The 17,738-nt window shown below is 71.6% G+C and carries 12 protein-coding genes; 5 read left to right on the forward strand and 7 right to left on the reverse strand.

Annotated features, from left to right (window positions below):
• Nucleotides 1–139: 139 nt before the first annotated feature.
• The 3 genes from rho to thrC all read right to left on the reverse strand — a co-directional run bounded on the left by rho (nt 140) and on the right by thrC (nt 4,596).
• Nucleotides 140–2,149: a transcription termination factor Rho gene (gene rho / locus ABD830_RS13630; protein ID WP_344987104.1), complete on the reverse strand. Its 2,010-nt coding sequence runs from the start codon at nt 2,147–2,149 to the stop codon at nt 140–142.
• A gap of 457 nt (nt 2,150–2,606) precedes the next feature.
• On the reverse strand, nt 2,607–3,515 hold the full coding sequence (thrB, locus tag ABD830_RS13635) for a homoserine kinase (RefSeq protein ID WP_344987105.1): 909 nt from the start codon (nt 3,513–3,515) through the stop codon (nt 2,607–2,609).
• A 22-nt stretch (nt 3,516–3,537) separates the two neighbouring features.
• On the reverse strand, nt 3,538–4,596 hold the full coding sequence (gene thrC / locus ABD830_RS13640; protein ID WP_344987106.1) for a threonine synthase: 1,059 nt from the start codon (nt 4,594–4,596) through the stop codon (nt 3,538–3,540).
• Nucleotides 4,597–4,836: 240 nt separating this feature from the next.
• Between thrC and ABD830_RS13645 the strand changes: the two genes are divergently transcribed.
• On the forward strand, nt 4,837–6,252 hold the full coding sequence (locus tag ABD830_RS13645; RefSeq protein WP_344987107.1) for a glycosyltransferase family 2 protein: 1,416 nt from the start codon (nt 4,837–4,839) through the stop codon (nt 6,250–6,252).
• 80 nt (nt 6,253–6,332) lie between these two features.
• On the opposite strand, the gene ABD830_RS13650 is transcribed toward ABD830_RS13645, so the two are convergent.
• Nucleotides 6,333–7,979 carry a glycosyltransferase family 2 protein gene (locus tag ABD830_RS13650; protein WP_344987108.1) on the reverse strand — a complete coding sequence of 549 codons (1,647 nt, stop codon included), beginning with the start codon at nt 7,977–7,979 and terminating at the stop codon, nt 6,333–6,335.
• Nucleotides 7,976–9,049 carry a glycosyltransferase family 2 protein gene (locus ABD830_RS13655; protein ID WP_344987109.1) on the reverse strand — a complete coding sequence of 358 codons (1,074 nt, stop codon included), beginning with the start codon at nt 9,047–9,049 and terminating at the stop codon, nt 7,976–7,978. Before ABD830_RS13655 ends, ABD830_RS13650 begins: the two co-directional genes overlap by 4 nt.
• 234 nt (nt 9,050–9,283) lie before the next feature.
• On the opposite strand from ABD830_RS13655, the gene ABD830_RS13660 reads away from it, so the two are divergent.
• Genes ABD830_RS13660 through ABD830_RS13675 form a run of 4 tightly spaced genes read left to right on the forward strand, consistent with a single transcriptional unit; the run spans nt 9,284 to nt 14,983 of the window.
• Entirely contained in the window at nt 9,284–9,721 is a 438-nt protein-coding gene (locus ABD830_RS13660) for a hypothetical protein (protein WP_344987110.1), read from the forward strand.
• The gene (locus ABD830_RS13665) at nt 9,718–11,241 is read left to right on the forward strand and encodes a glycosyltransferase family 2 protein (RefSeq protein ID WP_344987111.1); all 1,524 of its coding nucleotides are present in this window, start codon (nt 9,718–9,720) and stop codon (nt 11,239–11,241) included. Before ABD830_RS13660 ends, ABD830_RS13665 begins: the two co-directional genes overlap by 4 nt.
• The gene (locus ABD830_RS13670) at nt 11,238–13,313 is read left to right on the forward strand and encodes a glycosyltransferase (protein ID WP_344987112.1); all 2,076 of its coding nucleotides are present in this window, start codon (nt 11,238–11,240) and stop codon (nt 13,311–13,313) included. The genes ABD830_RS13665 and ABD830_RS13670 overlap by 4 nt, the downstream gene beginning before the upstream one ends.
• Nucleotides 13,310–14,983 (forward strand): glycosyltransferase, encoded by a 1,674-nt coding sequence (locus ABD830_RS13675; RefSeq protein WP_344987113.1) that lies wholly within the window; start codon nt 13,310–13,312, stop codon nt 14,981–14,983. Before ABD830_RS13670 ends, ABD830_RS13675 begins: the two co-directional genes overlap by 4 nt.
• Here ABD830_RS13675 and ABD830_RS13680 read toward each other — a convergent pair.
• Together ABD830_RS13680 and lysA are read right to left on the reverse strand one after the other, a co-directional pair.
• Nucleotides 14,980–16,269: a homoserine dehydrogenase gene (locus ABD830_RS13680; protein ID WP_344987114.1), complete on the reverse strand. Its 1,290-nt coding sequence runs from the start codon at nt 16,267–16,269 to the stop codon at nt 14,980–14,982. The two genes, ABD830_RS13675 and ABD830_RS13680, sit on opposite strands and share 4 nt — an antisense overlap.
• Nucleotides 16,266–17,648: a diaminopimelate decarboxylase gene (gene lysA / locus ABD830_RS13685; RefSeq protein WP_344987115.1), complete on the reverse strand. Its 1,383-nt coding sequence runs from the start codon at nt 17,646–17,648 to the stop codon at nt 16,266–16,268. The genes ABD830_RS13680 and lysA overlap by 4 nt, the downstream gene beginning before the upstream one ends.
• Nucleotides 17,649–17,738 lie beyond the last annotated feature (90 nt).

Here is a 17,738-nt window from a genome sequence, read left to right on the forward strand (position 1 = left end):
CCCAAGAGTGCACGCGAGAAGGGCAGGAGTGAATGTGGGTGGCTTCCGTTGCCGAGGTAGGGCTAACCCCCGCCCCGGCGCGGCACGGAGAAGGGGCGGCAGGGAGAAATCCCTGCCGCCCCTTCAGTACCAGGAGCCGCTAGTCGCGGTCGTTGCTCACCGTGGTCTTCTGGACCTGCAGGAGGAACTCCGCGTTGGACTTGGTCTCCTTCATCTTCTCCAGCAGCAGCTCGAGCGCCTGCTGCATGTCCAGAGCGTGCAGCACCCGCCGCAGCTTCCAGACGATCTGGAGCTCTTCCTTGCCCATGAGGATCTCTTCCTTACGCGTGCCGGACGCGTCCACGTCCACCGCGGGGAAGATCCGCTTGTCGGCCAAGGAGCGGTTGAGCTTGAGCTCGGCGTTGCCGGTGCCCTTGAACTCCTCGAAGATGACCTCGTCCATCTTGGACCCGGTCTCGACCAGGGCCGTGGCGAGGATCGTCAGCGAGCCGCCGTTCTCGATGTTGCGGGCGGCGCCGAAGAACCGCTTGGGCGGGTAGAGCGCCGTGGAGTCGACACCACCCGACAGGATGCGACCGGACGCCGGGGCCGCCAGGTTGTAGGCGCGGCCGAGGCGGGTGATCGAGTCGAGCAGGACGACCACGTCGTGGCCCAGCTCCACCAGGCGCTTGGCCCGCTCGATGGCGAGCTCGGCGACCGTGGTGTGGTCCTCGGCGGGACGGTCGAAGGTCGAGTGGATGACCTCGCCCTTGACCGACCGCTGCATGTCGGTGACCTCTTCAGGCCGCTCGTCCACGAGCACGACCATCAGGTGGCACTCGGGGTTGTTGCGGGTGATCGCGTTGGCGATGGCCTGCAGCACCATCGTCTTACCGGCCTTGGGCGGCGAGACGATGAGGCCGCGCTGGCCCTTGCCGATCGGTGAGACGAGGTCGATGATCCGCGTGGTGAGGATGTTCGGCTCGGTCTCGAGGCGCAGGCGCTCCTGCGGGTAGAGCGGCGTCAGCTTGTTGAAGTCGGGCCGGTTGCGGGCCTGCTCCGGGTCCATGCCGTTGACGGTGTCGAGGCGGACCAGGGCGTTGAACTTCTCGCGCCGCTCGCCCTCGCGGGGCTGCCTGACGGCGCCGGTGACGACGTCGCCCTTGCGCAGGCCGTTGCGGCGGATCTGGGCGAGCGAGACGTAGACGTCGTTGCTGCCCGGCAGGTAGCCGCTGGTCCTGACGAACGCGTAGTTGTCGAGGATGTCGAGGATGCCGGCGATCGGAATGAGCACGTCGTCGTCGCCGATGACGGGCTCGCCGCCGCCCTCGAAGCGGTCGCGGCCACGGCCACGGTTGCGCTCCCTGAAGCGGCCCCTGCGCCCGCGGCCACGCTCGTCGTCGTCGCCGCCCCGCTGGTCACCGCGCTGGTCACCGCGCTGGTCGCCCCGCTGGTCACCGCGGCCGCCCGAGTCGGCGGCGCGCTCGCGCTGCTCGCCGCGCCCGCCGTCGCGGCCGCTGTCGGCACGGCCGCCCTCACCGCGGTCGCCACGGTCCCCACGGTCCCCGCGGTCCCCGCGGTCACTACGGTCGCTGCTGGAACGGTCGCTGCCGGAGCGGTCGCCCCGCTCGCGGCGCTCGCCGCGGCTGCGGCGCTCGCGACGGCTCTCGCCGCGCTCGCCCCTCGTGTCGTTCTGTCCGCTCTCCACGACCTGGGCCTGCTGCTCGACGACCGGCTCCGCCGGGGCGGCAGCGGCGACGGGCTCAGGAGCCGAGGCCACGGGCTCCGCCGGCTGCGCGGCGGGCTGCGGGGTGGCCTCCTCGGCCGGCTTGGCGCGGGAACGTTCCCTGCGCGTACGGGTGGGGCGCTCGGCGGCAGGCGCCGCGTCAGCCGCGGCAGGAGCCTCGGCCGCCGGGGCCGGTGCGCCTTCGCCGGAACCGCCACCCTGCTTCTCCTGGATGGCCGCGATGAGCTGGCTCTTCCGCATGCGCCCGGTCCCGCTGATGCCCAGCTCCGCTGCCATCTTCTGCAGCTCGGGCAGCACCTTGGCGGACAGGCCGGTGCCGGAGCGACGCGCACGTGTGGTCTTGGCCGGTGCGCGGGTGGGGGTGTCGCCGGACGCCGGCTCTGCGCCTGATGCGTCGGAGAGGAGTTCGGTGGTGTCGCTCAACTAAAAGGTCCTTCCCAGGGGTCGGGCGCCGGTTTCGTTCTGCCGGGCGTCCCGGAGGTGCTTGCGATCCGGCGGGACAGACCGGGTCGGGGTGCACGCTGCGATCTTCGGCCGCCGCTGTGGACGGTCGCCACTCTTGGGGAGGGGCTCGTCCAAGCCGCCACATGGCCGTGGCGCGTGGCTGACACCCCCCAGATTGCTGTCGCCAACCAGATGTCGATGTGTCTCGAACGCGCAGATCCCCATCGTCGCCGCCTCGTTATGAGCCAACCGGGTGTGGGCCAACCGGAGGTGACGGATTCCGGGGAGACAGCCGCGCTGCTCACGCCTCGCGACGTGAAGCATGATGCAGCGATGTGTGGCTGACAAGCACGCACCCACCAAGGGGGCATCTGGTGCGGCTACCAGCCTAACATCACCAGCGCACACGGCTATTCCCTGAAGGTCTAAAGAGGCATCAGCGTGTCTCGGGGAACTGAACGTCCGCACCAATCGGGTCGACGTCCATTTGCTGGATGTGCCAGTCATTACCCACTTCTGGCGCGATCAAATCCTGCGTATCCGATGTCGAAAACGCAAGAACAGTGGGACCCGCTCCCGAGACGACCGCGGGCACGCCCGCAGCACGGAGACGTTCTACCAGATCCGCGGTGTCCTGCATCGCAGGCGCGCGATAGTGCTGATGGAGTCGATCTTCGGTGGCCGCGAGCAGAAGCCCTGGCTCCGGCCGCTGGGTCAGCGCTGCGATCAGCAGCGCGGCCCGGCCGGCGTTGAACGATGCGTCCTTGTGGGGCACGTCCTTCGGCAACAGTCCCCGTGCGGTCTCCGTGGCCAGCCGCGTCGACGGAACGACGACGACCGGGCGGATGCGCTCGTCGGGGACCAGTTTCACCATATGCGGCGTCCCCGTGTGGTCAGACCAGGCCACGGTCAGCCCACCGGCCAGGCAGGGGGCGACGTTGTCCGGATGGCCCTCCATCTCGGTGGCCAGCGCGAAAACCTCGCCGTCGGAAAGTTGTTCGCCCTTAGCCAAATCGCGGGCGGCCAGGATGCCCGCGCAGACGGCCGCCGAGGAGGACCCCAGTCCACGCGCGTGCGGGATCCTGTTACGGCAGCGCAGGCGGATCCCGTCGGGCTGGGTCGCCCCCATGCGGTCGAACGCCGCCCGCATCGCCTTGACGACCAGGTGCCCCTCGCCGAGATCGACCTCCCCGGCGCCCTCGCCCTCGACGATCACGCGGGTCCCGGGCTCGTCGGTGAGCGTGGCCTCGACGTCGTCGTACAGGCTCAGTGCCAGCCCGAGCGCGTCGAACCCGGGCCCCAGGTTCGCCGAGGTCGCGGGCACGCGAATCTGAACCGTCCTCAACTCTGCCTCCCCGTGCTCGCCGTCAGGCGAGGTTGAGCGCCGCCGCGGCGGCGTGGACGTCGATGGGGATGACGACGGGCGCGGGCGCGCCCGAGATCGCCCAGTCGGGGTCCTTCAGCCCGTTGCCGGTGACCGTGCAGACGATGCGCTGACCCGGATCGACGAGCCCCTGCGCGTGGGCCTGCAGGAGCCCGGCGACGCTGGCGGCGGAGGCCAGCTCGACGAAGACGCCCTCTTCCTGCGCCAGCAGCTTGTACGCCGCCGCGATCTGCCGGTCGGTCACCGCCTGGATGACGCCGCCCGACTCGTCGCGGGCCTCGGTGGCCAGCGACCAGGAGGCCGGATTGCCGATGCGGATGGCGGTGGCGATCGTGTGCGGATGGGCGACGGGCGCGCCCTGCACGATGGGCGCCGAGCCGCTGGCCTGGAAGCCGAACATGCGCGGCCGCTTGGTCGACACCCCGTCGGCCGCGTATTCCTGATAGCCCATCCAGTACGCCGAGATGTTGCCCGCGTTGCCCACCGGGATGCAGTGGATGTCCGGTGCGTCACCCAGCGTGTCGACGATCTCGAACGCGGCCGTCTTCTGCCCTTGGAGCCGGAACGGGTTGACCGAGTTGACCAGCGCGATCGGGTAGCTGGACGACAGCTTGCGGGTCATCTCCAGGCAGTCGTCGAACGACCCCTCGACCTGCAGCAGCGTGGCCCCGTGGACGAGCGCCTGGGCGAGCTTGCCCATGGCGATCTTCCCCCGCGGCACCAGCACGGCGCAGGTCAGCCCGGCGCGAACGGCGTAGGCCGCCGCGGAGGCCGAGGTGTTGCCCGTGGAGGCGCAGATGACCGCCTTGGCCCCCTCTTCGACCGCCTTGCTGATGGCCATGGTCATGCCGCGGTCCTTGAAGCTGCCCGTCGGGTTGGCGCCCTCGACCTTGAGATAGACGTCGCAGCCCGTAAGAGCGGACACGCGGTGCGCCGGCACCAGCGGCGTCCCGCCTTCGAGCAGCGTGATTACGGGCGTCTTGGAACTGACGGGAAGACGCTCGCGGTATTCCTCGATGAGGCCTCGCCACGACCTGCTCATGATGGCTCCCTACCTGCGGTGTTCGGCACAGAGTGTACGGGGTGCGGGAGACCGGCGCGGAGCCGTGTCCACCGGCCGGACACATCCATTGGACAGGCGCACTATTCAGGAAATTCTCAGCATCTCCCGATAAGGTCTCGGCAGGGGGTCACCACCATGGACGCGCGTCCTGCTTTGAGGCAGAACGACTATTCACCGATAGCGGCGCCGGAGCTCGGCGCCTGGTCACCCGCCCTTTCCGTGAGCGTGGTGATACCGGCTCACGGCGGGCAGGACAAGCTCGACCTGTCGCTGGCGGCGCTGGCGGCGCAGACGTACCCGGACCATCTCATGGAGGTCCTGGTCGTCGACGACGGCAGCGAGCCTCCCATCCGGCTGCCCGAGATCCGCCCGGTCAACACCCGCATCGTACGGGTGCGTGACGGCTGGGGCATCTCCAACGCCGTCAACACCGGCGCCAAGGCCGCCGACGGTGAGATCATCCAGCGGCTCGACGCCGACATGGTGCCCTGCCGCGAGCACATCGAGGCGCTGGCCCGTTGGCACCACGTGACGGACTACCTGGTCACGATCGGGATGAAGAAGTTCGTGGAGCCGCCGCAGGTCACGCCGCGCCAGGTGTACCAGGCTGGACGACTGGGAGAGCTGTTCGACCTGGCCGGGGCCGTGTCGAGCTCCACCGAGGCGACGATCGCGAAGACCGACGGGCTGCGCAAGAGCCGCAATCCGTATCACGTGTGCACAGGGCCGACCTTCGCCCTTCCCCGGGAGATCTTCCACGCCGTGGGCGGTCTCGACCCGACCGTGGCACGCGGGGAGGACACCGAGTTCTCCTACCGGCTGGCCATGCACGGCGTGGTGTTCGTGCCGGACATGGACGCGCAGGCCGTGCACCTGGGGCTGCCCGCGCAGCACCGCGACAGGGAACGCGCCGTGCGGGCCGTGGAGCCGTACCTGGCGCACCGGATCCCGCTCCGCAGGGACCTGCGCAAGGACCAGGGGCGGCGGTGGCTGGTGCCGTACGTGGAGATCGTGCTCGACGTCACGGACACCTCGGAGTCGGTGGTGCGGCAGGCGGTGGCGGCGGCGCTGGACGGCAAGCTGCAGGACGTGGTGGTGACGCTGGTGGCGCCGTGGTCGCGGCTGAGCTCCTCGCGCCGTTCCGTCCTGTCGGATCCGTGCTTCGAGATGCGGCTGATGCGCGACCTGTTCGCGCACGACGAACGCATCCGCCTGATCGACGAGGCCGCCCCGACGCCCGCTCCCACGCCGTTCCGCTACCGCGGGCCGGTGGACGTGCCGCTGCACCGGGTGACGCTGGAGCGCATGATCGAGTCGGTGCAGAAGGACCTCACGGGCGTTCTGGTCGTCGACCTGCCCGACGGCCGCACGGCGCGCCTGGAGCGCACCTCGGCCCTCGGCCGCGCCGTCCTCCTCACCGACCCCGGAGCGGACCTGGACGACGTCATCGCCACCACCCACGGGGTACGCCACGAGGGCCCGGACCGTTTCTGGCCCGCCCCCAAGCAGCCCGAACCAGTGACCATCCCGGCGCCGCCCGTGCCTGAGCCCGTGCCTGCGCCTGTGACGGTGTCCGTGGCGCCCACGGAGAAGACGCTGCTGCGCCGCCTGAAGTCCGCCCTCCGCCCCAACTGACCGGCCGCGCACCACCGCGCGGGGCGGGCCAAAGGGCGCGACACAGGCGTACAGCCCAGCGGGCGGCGCGGCACAGGCGGTCAGCCGCGCAGGCGTTTGCGCAGGGCGCGTTTCATCGTCGTCGACACCACGATACGGAAGCTCTGCTGGGCGCGGCCGGCGGCGGCAAGCTGGCGGCGTAACGTGCCGACCTCGCGCCGCAGCTCCACCGCCGACTTGCGCCAGCGCTGCGCCTCGTCCCTCCACTTGGCCACCTGCGCCCGCAGCCGCTCGGCCTCCTTGGCCAGCCGGGCCGCCTCGGCCTGGGCCTCCAGCCGGGCCCGGTACGCCCCCCGCCGCCCGAGCAGGGGCGCGGCCTCGGTGGTGAACCCGTACGTCTCGCCCTCCACCCAGGAGACGCCCGCCACCGTGTCCACCACGTCGTCGAGGTCCTCCCCCGGAGTCGCCAGGATGCGGGCCCTGGCGAAGGCGGACGCGCGTTCCAGGCGGGCCGCGACGACGCCCCGGGACGACTCGTGGAGCAGCACGTTCACCAGGCCCAGGCCCTCCTCGCGGGCCAGGTCGAGCAGGCGGGCGAGCGAGTCCTCGCCGGGGATCCAGCCGGGCGGCAGGCGCAGGACGAAGGGCACGGCCGGGTCGGCCGACTCCGTGACGGACAGGGTCACCCGTCCCTCGTACCGGTAATGGCCGTGGACCAGCACCAGGTCGAGATCGGGGTCCTCCAGCGGTGCGCGGTGGTCGTGCTCGAGGGTGTCCCAGGGGCCGACGAGGAGCACGGACAGGTCGGGCACGGTGCCGGCGAGCAGCGCGTCCACCGTGGCCCGTACCGATTCGTAGCCCGCCGTGCCGTCCACCGCCACGGTCACGTACGGGACCTTCCACTGCCGCCCGGGATGCCCGCGCAGCCAGCGGTACGACGGGATGCGATCGGCCACGAACGCGTGGCTTACCCGGTCGATCGGCTGCTTGTCGCGCATTCGCATCGTGGGCCCGAGGTGGTACGCGCGGGCCGCGGGCTCCGGCACGAAGACCGCGCCCACCTGGCTGAGCCGGTAGCCCATCTCGGTGTCCTGGCCCAGGATCAGCTCGTCGTCCATCAGGCCCGCCGCCTCGACGAGCCCGGCGTTGACGGAGGTCGCGCCCCCGACGTGCAGGCTGAACGGGCGCTGGGGGTTGTCGGTGAGGCCGTCGGTGCGTTCGACCAGGTCGACGATCCAGCTGTGCGGCTCGGCGGGCTCGAAGTGCTCCTCCAGGTCTGGCGGAAGCTCGGCGGGCAGTTCCGCGTCGGTGAACCTGATGTAACCGGTCACGACGAGATAGGGGGCGGCGTGGTGCCAGCGCATGTGGGCCTCGATCGCACCCGGGGTGAGCACCACGTCGGAGTCGAGCCAGTGGATCACGTCGCCCGTCGCCTGGGCCAGGCCGGCGTTGCGGGCGCTCGCGCGTCCCGGCTCCGCGCAGACGATCAGGCGCGTGTCCCTGGGACGGACGGAGGGCAGGCGCAGCGGGGGCGCGCTGGCGTTGTCGACGACGACGACCTCGGTCAGCTCCGCCGGGTACGTCTGCCCGGCGAGCGCGGCCAGCGCCAGGTCGAGCTTGTCCTGCCCGCCGTAGGCCGGGATGACGACGCTGAGCTTGAGCTCCGGGGTGAAGTCGCCGAGGAGCGGCTCGAGGATCCGGTAGTCGTTGCCGCGTACCCTCGCGGACCCGGCGACACTCGTCGTCATGCGGCTTCCATCAGCAGGCTCGGGCGGAAACCTCGCCACTGGTTGACGGCCACCTTGAGGAAGTGGGCCAGCGGTAGCTGCCAGGTGTGCTCGTCGCTGAGCCCTCTGCGCAGGACATAGCCGAGTCCGTGGGTGCGGTAGACGCGCGCACCGGCCTTTTGCGCCGCTTTCAGGAATTCAAGATCGACAGCCCGCGGTAAGCCGGGAAATCCACCTATTTCCTGAAATTTCTCTCGAGACACCAAGATCGTCCCACCTGCCACGTGATCGGCCCAAACCTCGCTCGGATACGCCGCTCCACTGGCGAACGTCGTACGCCGGACCGTCGCCCGTAACGGCTCCAGATAGAAGAACTCCGCCGTCGTCCCCACCACGTCGGCCCCCGAGTACGACAGCGCCATGAACAGATCGCCCAGGTGGCGGGCCCCGTACCAGTCGTCGTCATCCCATTTGGCCAGGTAGTCGCCGCTCGCGAGGGCCGCCGTCCGGTTGAGCACCTCGCCGAACGGCACGGACTCCGGCGCCTCGACCCATCTGACGGGCAGCGAGCAGGACTCGACCGGCTCGCGCACCTCCTCGAACCCCACCCCGTGCAGCCCGAGCAGCACCTCGACCTCGACGTCCCGCTGCGCCTCCATCTGGGCCAGCGCCGCCCCCACCAGCCTTGACCGCTTGCTTGACATGACAATGCTGATCTTGGGCTTGGCGGCGGGGTGCGCGAGGCGGCGCAGGCGTACGCTGTGCTCCTCCCTGCGCAGGTCGGCCAGCGAACGCGGGCCGCCGTCGGCCGCGTGAGCGAGCCAGTCACGGTCGGTGAGCAGCGCGGCGAGGTCGGCGGGCACCCAGGGCGCGGCCTGGTCGGCGGTCATCGGGATCCCGGCCGCGGCCAGGCACAGCAGGCCGTCCAGGGGGACCTCGGCGGCGGGCCACTCGATCTCCAGGCCGCGGAGCGGGCGCAGCGCCGGCACGTCGGGTGGCTGCCCCTCGACCGCCCAGCCGCCGTCTGACCAGTGCAGGCGGGCCAGCCCCTTCTCCGGCGTGCGCGCGAAGCCGCAAGGGGTGATGGACATAAGCCTCCTTGAGACTCGGTCGGCGCCCACCTTACGCCGGTTTTACTGACAAGTAGACCCGTCCACCACATTCGGCAGCCCCTGCGCCGCAGGTGAAGAGGAGATCATTCTCAGTTTTCCTCCAGGAACCTGTGGCACGGTAGGGATCGGTGTTTATTAAGGTGTCAATAATCCCGTCTTGTCCGTGACGCCTCTGATGTCCGTCAAGCGTTGAACTACGAAAGGTATGCGCGGATGCTCTCGCCCCGCCGACTGGCGGCGACCGCCGCAATCCTTGCCGCTCTGGCCGTCGGTGTGCTCGCCCTGCTCGTCATCGCCGACCTGATCACCCTCGGCGCGGCCGCGGCCACGGTGGCCTTCCTGGTCGCGCTGGCGGCTCTCGCGTTTCTCACGCTCACCGTGCGCCGCCTCGACGGCAAGGCGCACCGGATCGACCTGCGGATCAAGAAGTACGAGGCGGAGCTGGCACGGACCACCACCGCGCTGAAGAAGATCGAGACCAGGCTGGACGTCCTGGTGCAGGCCGTCGAGGACTCGGCCGCGCGGCGGGCCGACGACCTGGGCGCGATCCTGGCCTCGCTCGGGGAGGACCGGGTGAACGCCATGGCCCGGGCGCGAGAGGTGGAGGAGCTGCGCGACGAGGTTCGCGCGCTGGCCAGGGACTCCGTATGACGCGGATCAGGCACAACGACTACGGGGGGCTGCGGCCGCCCGCGCTGGGGGCGTGGGAGCCCTCGCTGCGGGTCTCGGTGGTCATCCCGGCCTACAACTGCGCGGAGGCGCTGGGGCGGACGGTCCCGGCGCTCGCGCGGCAGACGTACCCGGCCGAACTCATGGAAGTGGTGGTCGCGGACGACGGGAGCGAACCCCCGCTCGACGTGCCGGGCGCACGGGTCGTACGGGTCGCCGACGGGTGGGGGCGCGGCGCCGCCCGGCAGACGGGGCAGCTCGCGGCCACCGGGGACGTGATCCACTGGCTCGACTCCGACATGCTCCTCTCGGACGACCACATCGAGGCGCACATGCGCTGGCACCACCTGATCGACCACGCGGTGGTGATCGGGGAAACCCGGTTCGTGGAGCAGCCGGGCGAGGAGGGCGTCCAGTCCGAGTACACGGCCAAGACCCTGGAGTCCTCCAGGCGGCTCAAGGACGCCGGCGCGAGCGCGTATCTGCTGCACACGGGCGCGTCCTCGTCCGTACGAGCCGATCTGCTGCGTGCGGCGGGCGGCGTGGACACTTCCCTGAACATGGCCGAGGACACCGAGCTCGGCTGGCGGCTGGCCCAGGCGGGAGCGGTGTTCATCCCCGACGCCGAGGCCAGGGCGTGGCATGTCGGGCCCTCCACCGTGATGCTGCGGGAGAAGGAGGTGCACCGGCACAACTGGTCCTACCTCGGGGACCTCATCCCCGACCTGCGCTGGCTGCGCAGCCATCCCCGGCGGCACTGGCGGGTGCCGTACGTGCGGGTCGTGGTGGCGGCGACCGCCTACGAGGAGACGCGGGCGACCGTGGACTCGGCCCTCGCGGGCACCCTCACCGACGCGGCCGTGACGCTCGTCGGTCCCTGGGACAAGCTGACGGACGAGCGCCGCTCCAACCTGGACGACCCCCTCCTCGACCTGCGCCTGCTCCACAATCTCTACGCCCATGAGCCTCGGGTGTCGTTCGCGGAGAGCGTACCCCCCTCTGCCTCGCCGGCCCCCTTCCTGCTCAGCGTGCCCGCCGGATGGGTGCTGGGCGCCGACACCCTTTCCAGGCTGGTACGCCACGCGGACCGCGACCTGCTCGGCCTGGTCAGCGTCGCGCTGTCGGAGGGCGCGTCCGGAGTCGCGACCGCCCGCCTGGAGCGCACGGCGGCCTTCGCCCGTGCCGCCCTGTTCGAGGGCGCGGCCGATGACCTGGTGGACGAGATGTTCGGATCCGAGTGGGTCAGCGGGGCCGAGTACGGCCTCGCGGTGGCGGAGGAGGCCGAGCCGCTGGCCGGAGACCCGGCGAAATGGCGGGCGCTGGCCGGGGAGCGGCTGGCGGAGGTCAAGAAGCTGCGCGCGGAGGTGCAGCGGCTCGCGGCCGAGGTTGAGCGGCTGTCCGCCGAGCCTCCTGCCGACGACCGGTCCGGTGATCGGGCCGGTGATCGGAATGGCCGTGGCGGGTTGAGCTCGCTGATCAGACTCCTGCGGAGCGCCGGATGATCCGGCAGTTGCTGGCGGAGCTGCGCGGGGCGCGCGTCTTCTTCGCCGGGATCGACGACGTCGCCCCAATCTACGCCGACACGTCCCGGGACGTCCTGGACCTCGATCGGGACCTGCTGGAGCCGTCGGCCGAGCCGGAGCAGGCGGGCGAGGTTCTGGTGCTGGCCAGGACGCCGGCCGACCTGCGCAGGATCGCCACGCTGCACAAGCTGTTGCCGCCGGCCGGGCGGGTGGTGGTGGCCGTACTGGACACGCCGGCCTCTCACCCGGCGCCGGTGCCCATGCCGACGCCCGCGCACCGGTGGCGGTCTCTGACCGATCTGCGGGTGTACCAGCCCAAGAACCGGGTCTGGGTGGTCGATGCCCGTTTCTCCGCGTCCACGCCCGCGGGCCGTACCGTGACGGCGACGGCGCGGGCGTTCGCGGGACACCGCCTCGACGTCATCGCGGCACCCGCGGCGGCGATCGCGGGCGTCGGGGCGGCGGACTGGCGTCCCGGCGACCCGAACGCGACCCCGGCCGAGATCACGGGGCCGGTGCCGGAGCGGGTGGGCGCGCCGGGCAGCGACGTGGTGCTCAGGACGCTCGGGCACCCGTCGGTGGAGCACGCGTTCGACGCCGACCAGGCCGCATCGGCCGGGAGCGCGCGCGTCGCGGCGACGGCCGGGAGCGTGGGTGCTGCGGTGGCGGCTGACCACGCCGGGGACGCATCGCGCGCCGACGGTGCCGGCGACGCGTCGCACGCCGACGGCGCCGAGCCCGGTGACGACGAGGTCGTCGAGTGGGCCGGGGACCAGACGCCCATCGAGCGCCCGACGCTGCGGGCCGCGAGCTGGGAGCGCCTGGGCCGCCCCGGTATGGGCGACTCGCCGCTGACCGACCCCGACGTGCTGGGCGAGCCGTCCATGATCCCGCCCGTGGACGAACGGCTCGTGAACCCCCAGGGTTTCGTCACCACCCCGTCACGCGGCATGGCGTCGCTGGCCGAGCGGGACGGCCGCTGGTCGGTGGTGCTGGACGGAAAGGTCGTGACGTCGTTCGCCGAGTCGGGCGGTGTCACGGACGCGGACGTGGCCAGGTTGCGGCAGATCCGCGGCATCGAGGTGGACTGGCGGCACGCGCACAGCGGTCCGCTGGCCGCCGTACGGGTGCTGGCCGGACTGGCCGCCGCCGGGGTGCCGCTGCGTGCGCAGACGGTGCCGCGCTGGGCGGGCGCGCTGGGCGACGAGATCATCGGGCTCATCGAGCGCTGCCCGGACCTCGCGGACGACCTGCGGCGCGAGGAGCACAGCATCCGCCTGCGCCGCGCCGCGCTCCGCACCCACGGCGTCGCCGCACGATGGGAGCAGCTCGGCGCCCCCGCGCCCGCTCCCCCGCTCACCTCGGTCCTGCTGGCGACCCGCCGTACCGACATGGTGTCGTTCGCGCTCGACCAGGTCGCCCTCCAGCGCGGCGCGCAGCTCGAGGTGGTCCTCGCCCTGCACGGCGTCCCCAAGGACCACCCGGACGTGGCGAAGGCGATCGACGCGTTCGAGAGCCCGCTGACCGTGCTCGAGGCCGACCAGCAGGCCGTGTTCGGCGAGGTGCTGAACGACGCGGCCGCGCGGGCCTCGGGGTCGTTCCTGCTGAAGATGGACGACGACGACTGGTACGGCCCCGACTTCCTGTCCGACCTGCTGCTGGCGCATTCGTACTCGGGCGCCCAGGTGGTCGGCACGGTGCCGGAGTTCGTGTACCTGTCGTCCATCGACGTCACCGTGCACCGCAAGCAGGTGACCGAGCAGATCACCAGCTTCGTCGCCGGAGGGACGATCCTGGTGGAGCGGTCGGCGTTCCAGGCGGTGGGCGGGTTCAGGCCGCTGCGGCGCTCGGTGGACACGCAGTTCCAGGAGGCCCTGCAGGCGGCCGGCGGGCAGATCTACCGTACGCACGGGCTCGGCTACATCCTGCGCAGGGGCCCGGCGGCCAACCACACGTGGCAGGAGCCGATCGGGACGTTCCTGCAGCGCAACAGGCAGCAGTGGCGCGGCTTCCGCCCGAACGCCCTCATGGCCATGGACGGGACCCCATGACAGGCATTCCACGCATCCGGCGCAACGACTTCAGTGTTCTCACCCCGCCCGCGCTGGGCGAATGGGAGCCCACGCTCACCGTCACCGTCGTCATCCCGGTCCACGACCGCCAGGAGACGCTGGACCTCGCCCTGGCCGCCCTCTCCGCCCAGAGCTATCCCGAGCACCTCATCGACGTCATCGTCGTGGACGACGGCAGCACCACCCCGCTCCGCCTCCCCGAGATCGTCCCGGCGAAGACCACGCTGATGTCCAGCCCGCCCGGCGGCTGGGGCCGGGCCTGGGCCGTGCAGGCGGGCCTGGACGCCGCGACAGGCGAGGTCGTGTTCGTCCTGGACTCCGACATGGTCCCGCACCGGCGGCACGTGGAGGCCCAGCTCCGCTGGCACCACCTGGCTCCGTACGTGGTGGCGCTGGGCTGGATCGACTTCACCGCCGCCACCGACCTCCCGACGCAGGAGCAGGTACGCCGGGCGCTGGAGACGGGGAAGGAGGGCGAGCTCTTCCCCCTCGCGCCGCACCGCCACGACTGGGCCGAGCGGATCATCCACGACCACGACGGCCTGCGCACCGCCTCGAGCTCGCTGGCCACCCGCGTCCACGTGGGCGCCACGGTGTCCTACCCGGCCGCCCTGCTGCGCTCGATCGGCGGCATGGACACGTCCCTGGTGCTGGCCGAGGACACGGAGCTGGGCTACCGCCTCACCCAGGCGGGCGCGGTGTTCGTGCCGGACCCGGAGTCGCGTGCGTGGCACATCGGGCTCCCGACGGCGATGCGCGACTTCGCGGCGCTGAAGCGGTACAACGACCCGTACATCGCCGACCGGGTCCCCTACCGCCGCTACCTGCGTACCGGCGCCGGCCGCCAGTGGCTGGTGCCGTACGTGGACGCGACGGTGCAGGCGGGCTCGTACGAGGACGTCCGGGCCACGGTCGACGCCCTCCTGGCGAGCTCGCTCCCGGACATCAGGGTCACCGTCCCCGGCCCCTGGGACGCGCTGGACGACGGACGCCGCTCCCCGCTCGCCGACCCGTACCTCGACCTGCGCCTCATCCACGCGAACTTCGCCCACGACCCCCGCGTCCACCTGGCCACGCCCCTCGAGGGCACGCCTCCGTTCCGGCTCTCGGTCCCGCCTGGCTGGGTGCTCTCGAAGGACACGGTGGAACGCCTGGTGGCCCACATGGAGGAGCACGACCTGGGCGCCCTCAGCGTGGCCCTGGAAGAGACGGCGGCGGGCGTCACGACCGCCCGCCTGGACCGTACGGCGGCACACTCCCGGGCCGCGCTGGTGGCCGCACCGGACGACGACTGGGACGACCTCGTCGACGCCCTCTTCGGTCTGGAGTGGCTGGACGGGGAGAGCTGGGGCTTCACCCGCCGTCCCACCGTCTATCCGCCGCGCAGGAAGCCGGTCCCGGAGCTCGACCGGCTCGCGGCCGCCCACGACAAGGAGATCGCGCTCTACCGCAAGCGCGTGGCCGCGCTACGGGCGGAGGTCGCGCAGCTGCGGCGGGAGGCGGGCAAGAACGGCAGGGACGCGGCCCGCTGGCGCGGGAAGGCCGAGTCGTGGCGCAGGGAGGCGGTCCGCCTCGCCCGCGCCCAGAACCGCACGGTGCTCAAGAGAGCCGTCCGCAAGGTCCGCGGCCTGGCCTTCCCCGACGCCTAGTCGTCGCCCTCGACGCGCATCACGCTGGCCACGGCGCGTACGATGTCGAGGTCCCGCAGCTCCTCCATGGTCGCCGACAGCGCCGCGTCGGTGGCGCGGTGGGTGACGATGACGAGCTGGGCGTCGTCGCCGTGCCCCTCCTGGCGCACCGTCTGGATCGACACGTCGTGCTTGGCGAACAGCTCGGCCACCCGCGCCAGCACGCCCGGCTTGTCGGCCACGTCGAGAGCCACGTGGCAGCGCGTGACCGTGTCGCCCATGGGGTGGGCCGACAGGTCCGCGTACGTCGACTCCTCCGGCCCGCGCGTGCCCGCCAGGCGGTTTCTGGCGACGGCCACCAGGTCGCCCAGGACGGCGGAGGCCGTGGGCGCGCCGCCCGCCCCCTTGCCGTAGAACATGAGCTGCCCCGCCGACTCCGCCTCCACGAAGACCGCGTTGTACGCCTCCCGCACCCCGGCCAGCGGATGCGTCCGCGGGATCATCGCCGGGTGCACCCGCACCCCGAACGAGCGGCCGTCGTCCGAGCGGGCGCAGATGGCCAGCAGCTTGATGACGTAGCCCATGGCCTTGGCCGAGGCCACGTCGGTGGCGGTGATCTCGGTGATGCCCTCCCGGTGCACGTCGGCGGCCGTGACGCGGCTGTGGAAGGCGAGGCCGGCCAGGATGGCGGCCTTGGCGGCGGCGTCGAAGCCCTCGACGTCGGCCGTCGGGTCGGCCTCCGCGTAGCCGAGGGTCTGGGCCTCCTCCAGGGCGTCGGTGAAGGACGCTCCGGTCGTGTCCATCTTGTCGAGGATGTAGTTGGTGGTGCCGTTCACGATGCCGAGCACCCGCTTGACGTGGTCGCCGGCCAGCGACTCGCGCAGGGGGCGCAGCAGCGGGATGGCGCCGGCCACGCTGGCCTCGAAGTAGAGGTCGCCGTTGCCCTTCCGCGCGGCCTCGTGCAGGGTGGCGCCGTCCTCGGCCAGCAGCGCCTTGTTGGCCGTGACCACGGACTTGCCCCTGGACAGGGCCGAGACGATCAGCGTGCGGGCGGGCTCGATGCCGCCGATGACCTCGATGACGATGTCGACGTCGTCGCGCGTGACCAGCGCCTCGGCGTCGGTCGTGAACAGCGCGGGATCGATCTCCACGTCACGCTTGCGGCCGAGCCGGCGCACCGCGACCCCGGCCAGCTCCAGCGGGGCGCCGATGCGCGCGGCGAGGTCGGCGGCCTGGTCGTGCATGAGCCTGATGACCTGCGTGCCGACGACGCCGCAGCCCAGGAGGGCCACCTTCAGCGGTTTCACAGCTGCCCCCTCAACAGGTCGTCCTCAGTCTCGCCCCGCACGATCACGCGCGACTCGCCACCGGAGACGGCGACCACGGCGGGCTTGGGCAGGTAGTTGTAGTTGCTGGCCAGCGAGCGGCAGTAGGCGCCCGTCGCGGCCACCGCGATCAGGTCGCCGGGCGCGAGGTCGGCGGGCAGGTGGCAGTCGCGCACGAGGATGTCGCCGCTCTCGCAGTGCTTGCCGACCAGGCGGCTGAGCATCGGCTCGGCGGCGCTCTCGCGGCTGGCGAGCACGGCGGTGTATTCGGCGCCGTAGAGCGCGGTGCGCACGTTGTCGCTCATGCCGCCGTCGACGCTCACGTACGTGCGCAGGCCCTCGACGTCCTTGATGGTGCCGACCTCGTAGAGGGTGATGCCCCCGGAGCCGACGACGGTGCGCCCCGGCTCCACGGTCAGCCTGGGCACGGGCAGACCGGCGTCCGTGCACACCTTGGTGACGATCTCGCGCAGGCCGTCGGCCAGCTCCTTGATGTCGGGCGCCTCGTCGCCCTCGACGTAGGCGATGCCGTAGCCGCCGCCGAGGTCGAGCTCGGGGAGCACGACGCCGTGCTCCTCCTTGATCTCCACGAGCAGCGCGGTCAGGCGCCTGGCGGCCACCTCGAACCCGGCCGTGTCGACGATCTGGGACCCGATGTGCGAGTGGAGCCCGACCAGCTCGAGCTGCGGGAGGGCGAGGACGCGGCGCACGGCCTCGGCGGCCGCCCCGGTGTTGAGCGACAGCCCGAACTTCTGGTCGTCGTGCGCCGTCGCGATGAACTCGTGCGTGTGCGCCTCGACCCCGGTGGTCACCCGGATCATCACCTTGGGCCGCTTGCCCAGCTGCTCGGCGAGGTAGCCGAGCCTGGCGATCTCCTCGTACGAGTCGGCCACGATGTGCCCGACCCCGGCCTCGAGGGCCCTGGTCAGCTCGGCGAGCGACTTGTTGTTGCCGTGCATCGTGATGCGCTCCGGCGGGAACCCGACGCTGAGCGCGACCGCCAGCTCGCCGCTGCTGGCCACGTCGAGCCCGAGGCCCTCGTCGTGGAGCCAGCGCACGATCTCCTTGCACAGGAACGCCTTGCCCGCGTAGTGGACCTCGGAGCCGGCGAAGGCCGTGGCGTAGTCGCGCATGCGCGAGCGCACGTCGGCCTCGTCGAGCACGTAGAGCGGCGTGCCGTGCTCGCGGGCCAGATCGCGCACGTCCACGCCGCCGACAGTGAGCGCGCCATCGGTCCGGGTCGACGTTCGCGGCCAGATCGCGGGGTTGATCCGGTTGAGGTCTGCGGGCGCCACCGGCGGGCGCTCGTGGGGCAGCATCTCGGCATGCCGGTCCCCGGCGGGATGGACGAATCGGCTCACCCGATCGAGGCTATCGGAACCGCAAGTAAGCCATGACCCACTGACCACGTATCGAGACGCGATCAAGCTCCACAAGGGATATTTTTACGA

It is taken from the genome of Nonomuraea helvata (assembly GCF_039535785.1).
GTDB lineage: Bacteria > Actinomycetota > Actinomycetes > Streptosporangiales > Streptosporangiaceae > Nonomuraea > Nonomuraea helvata.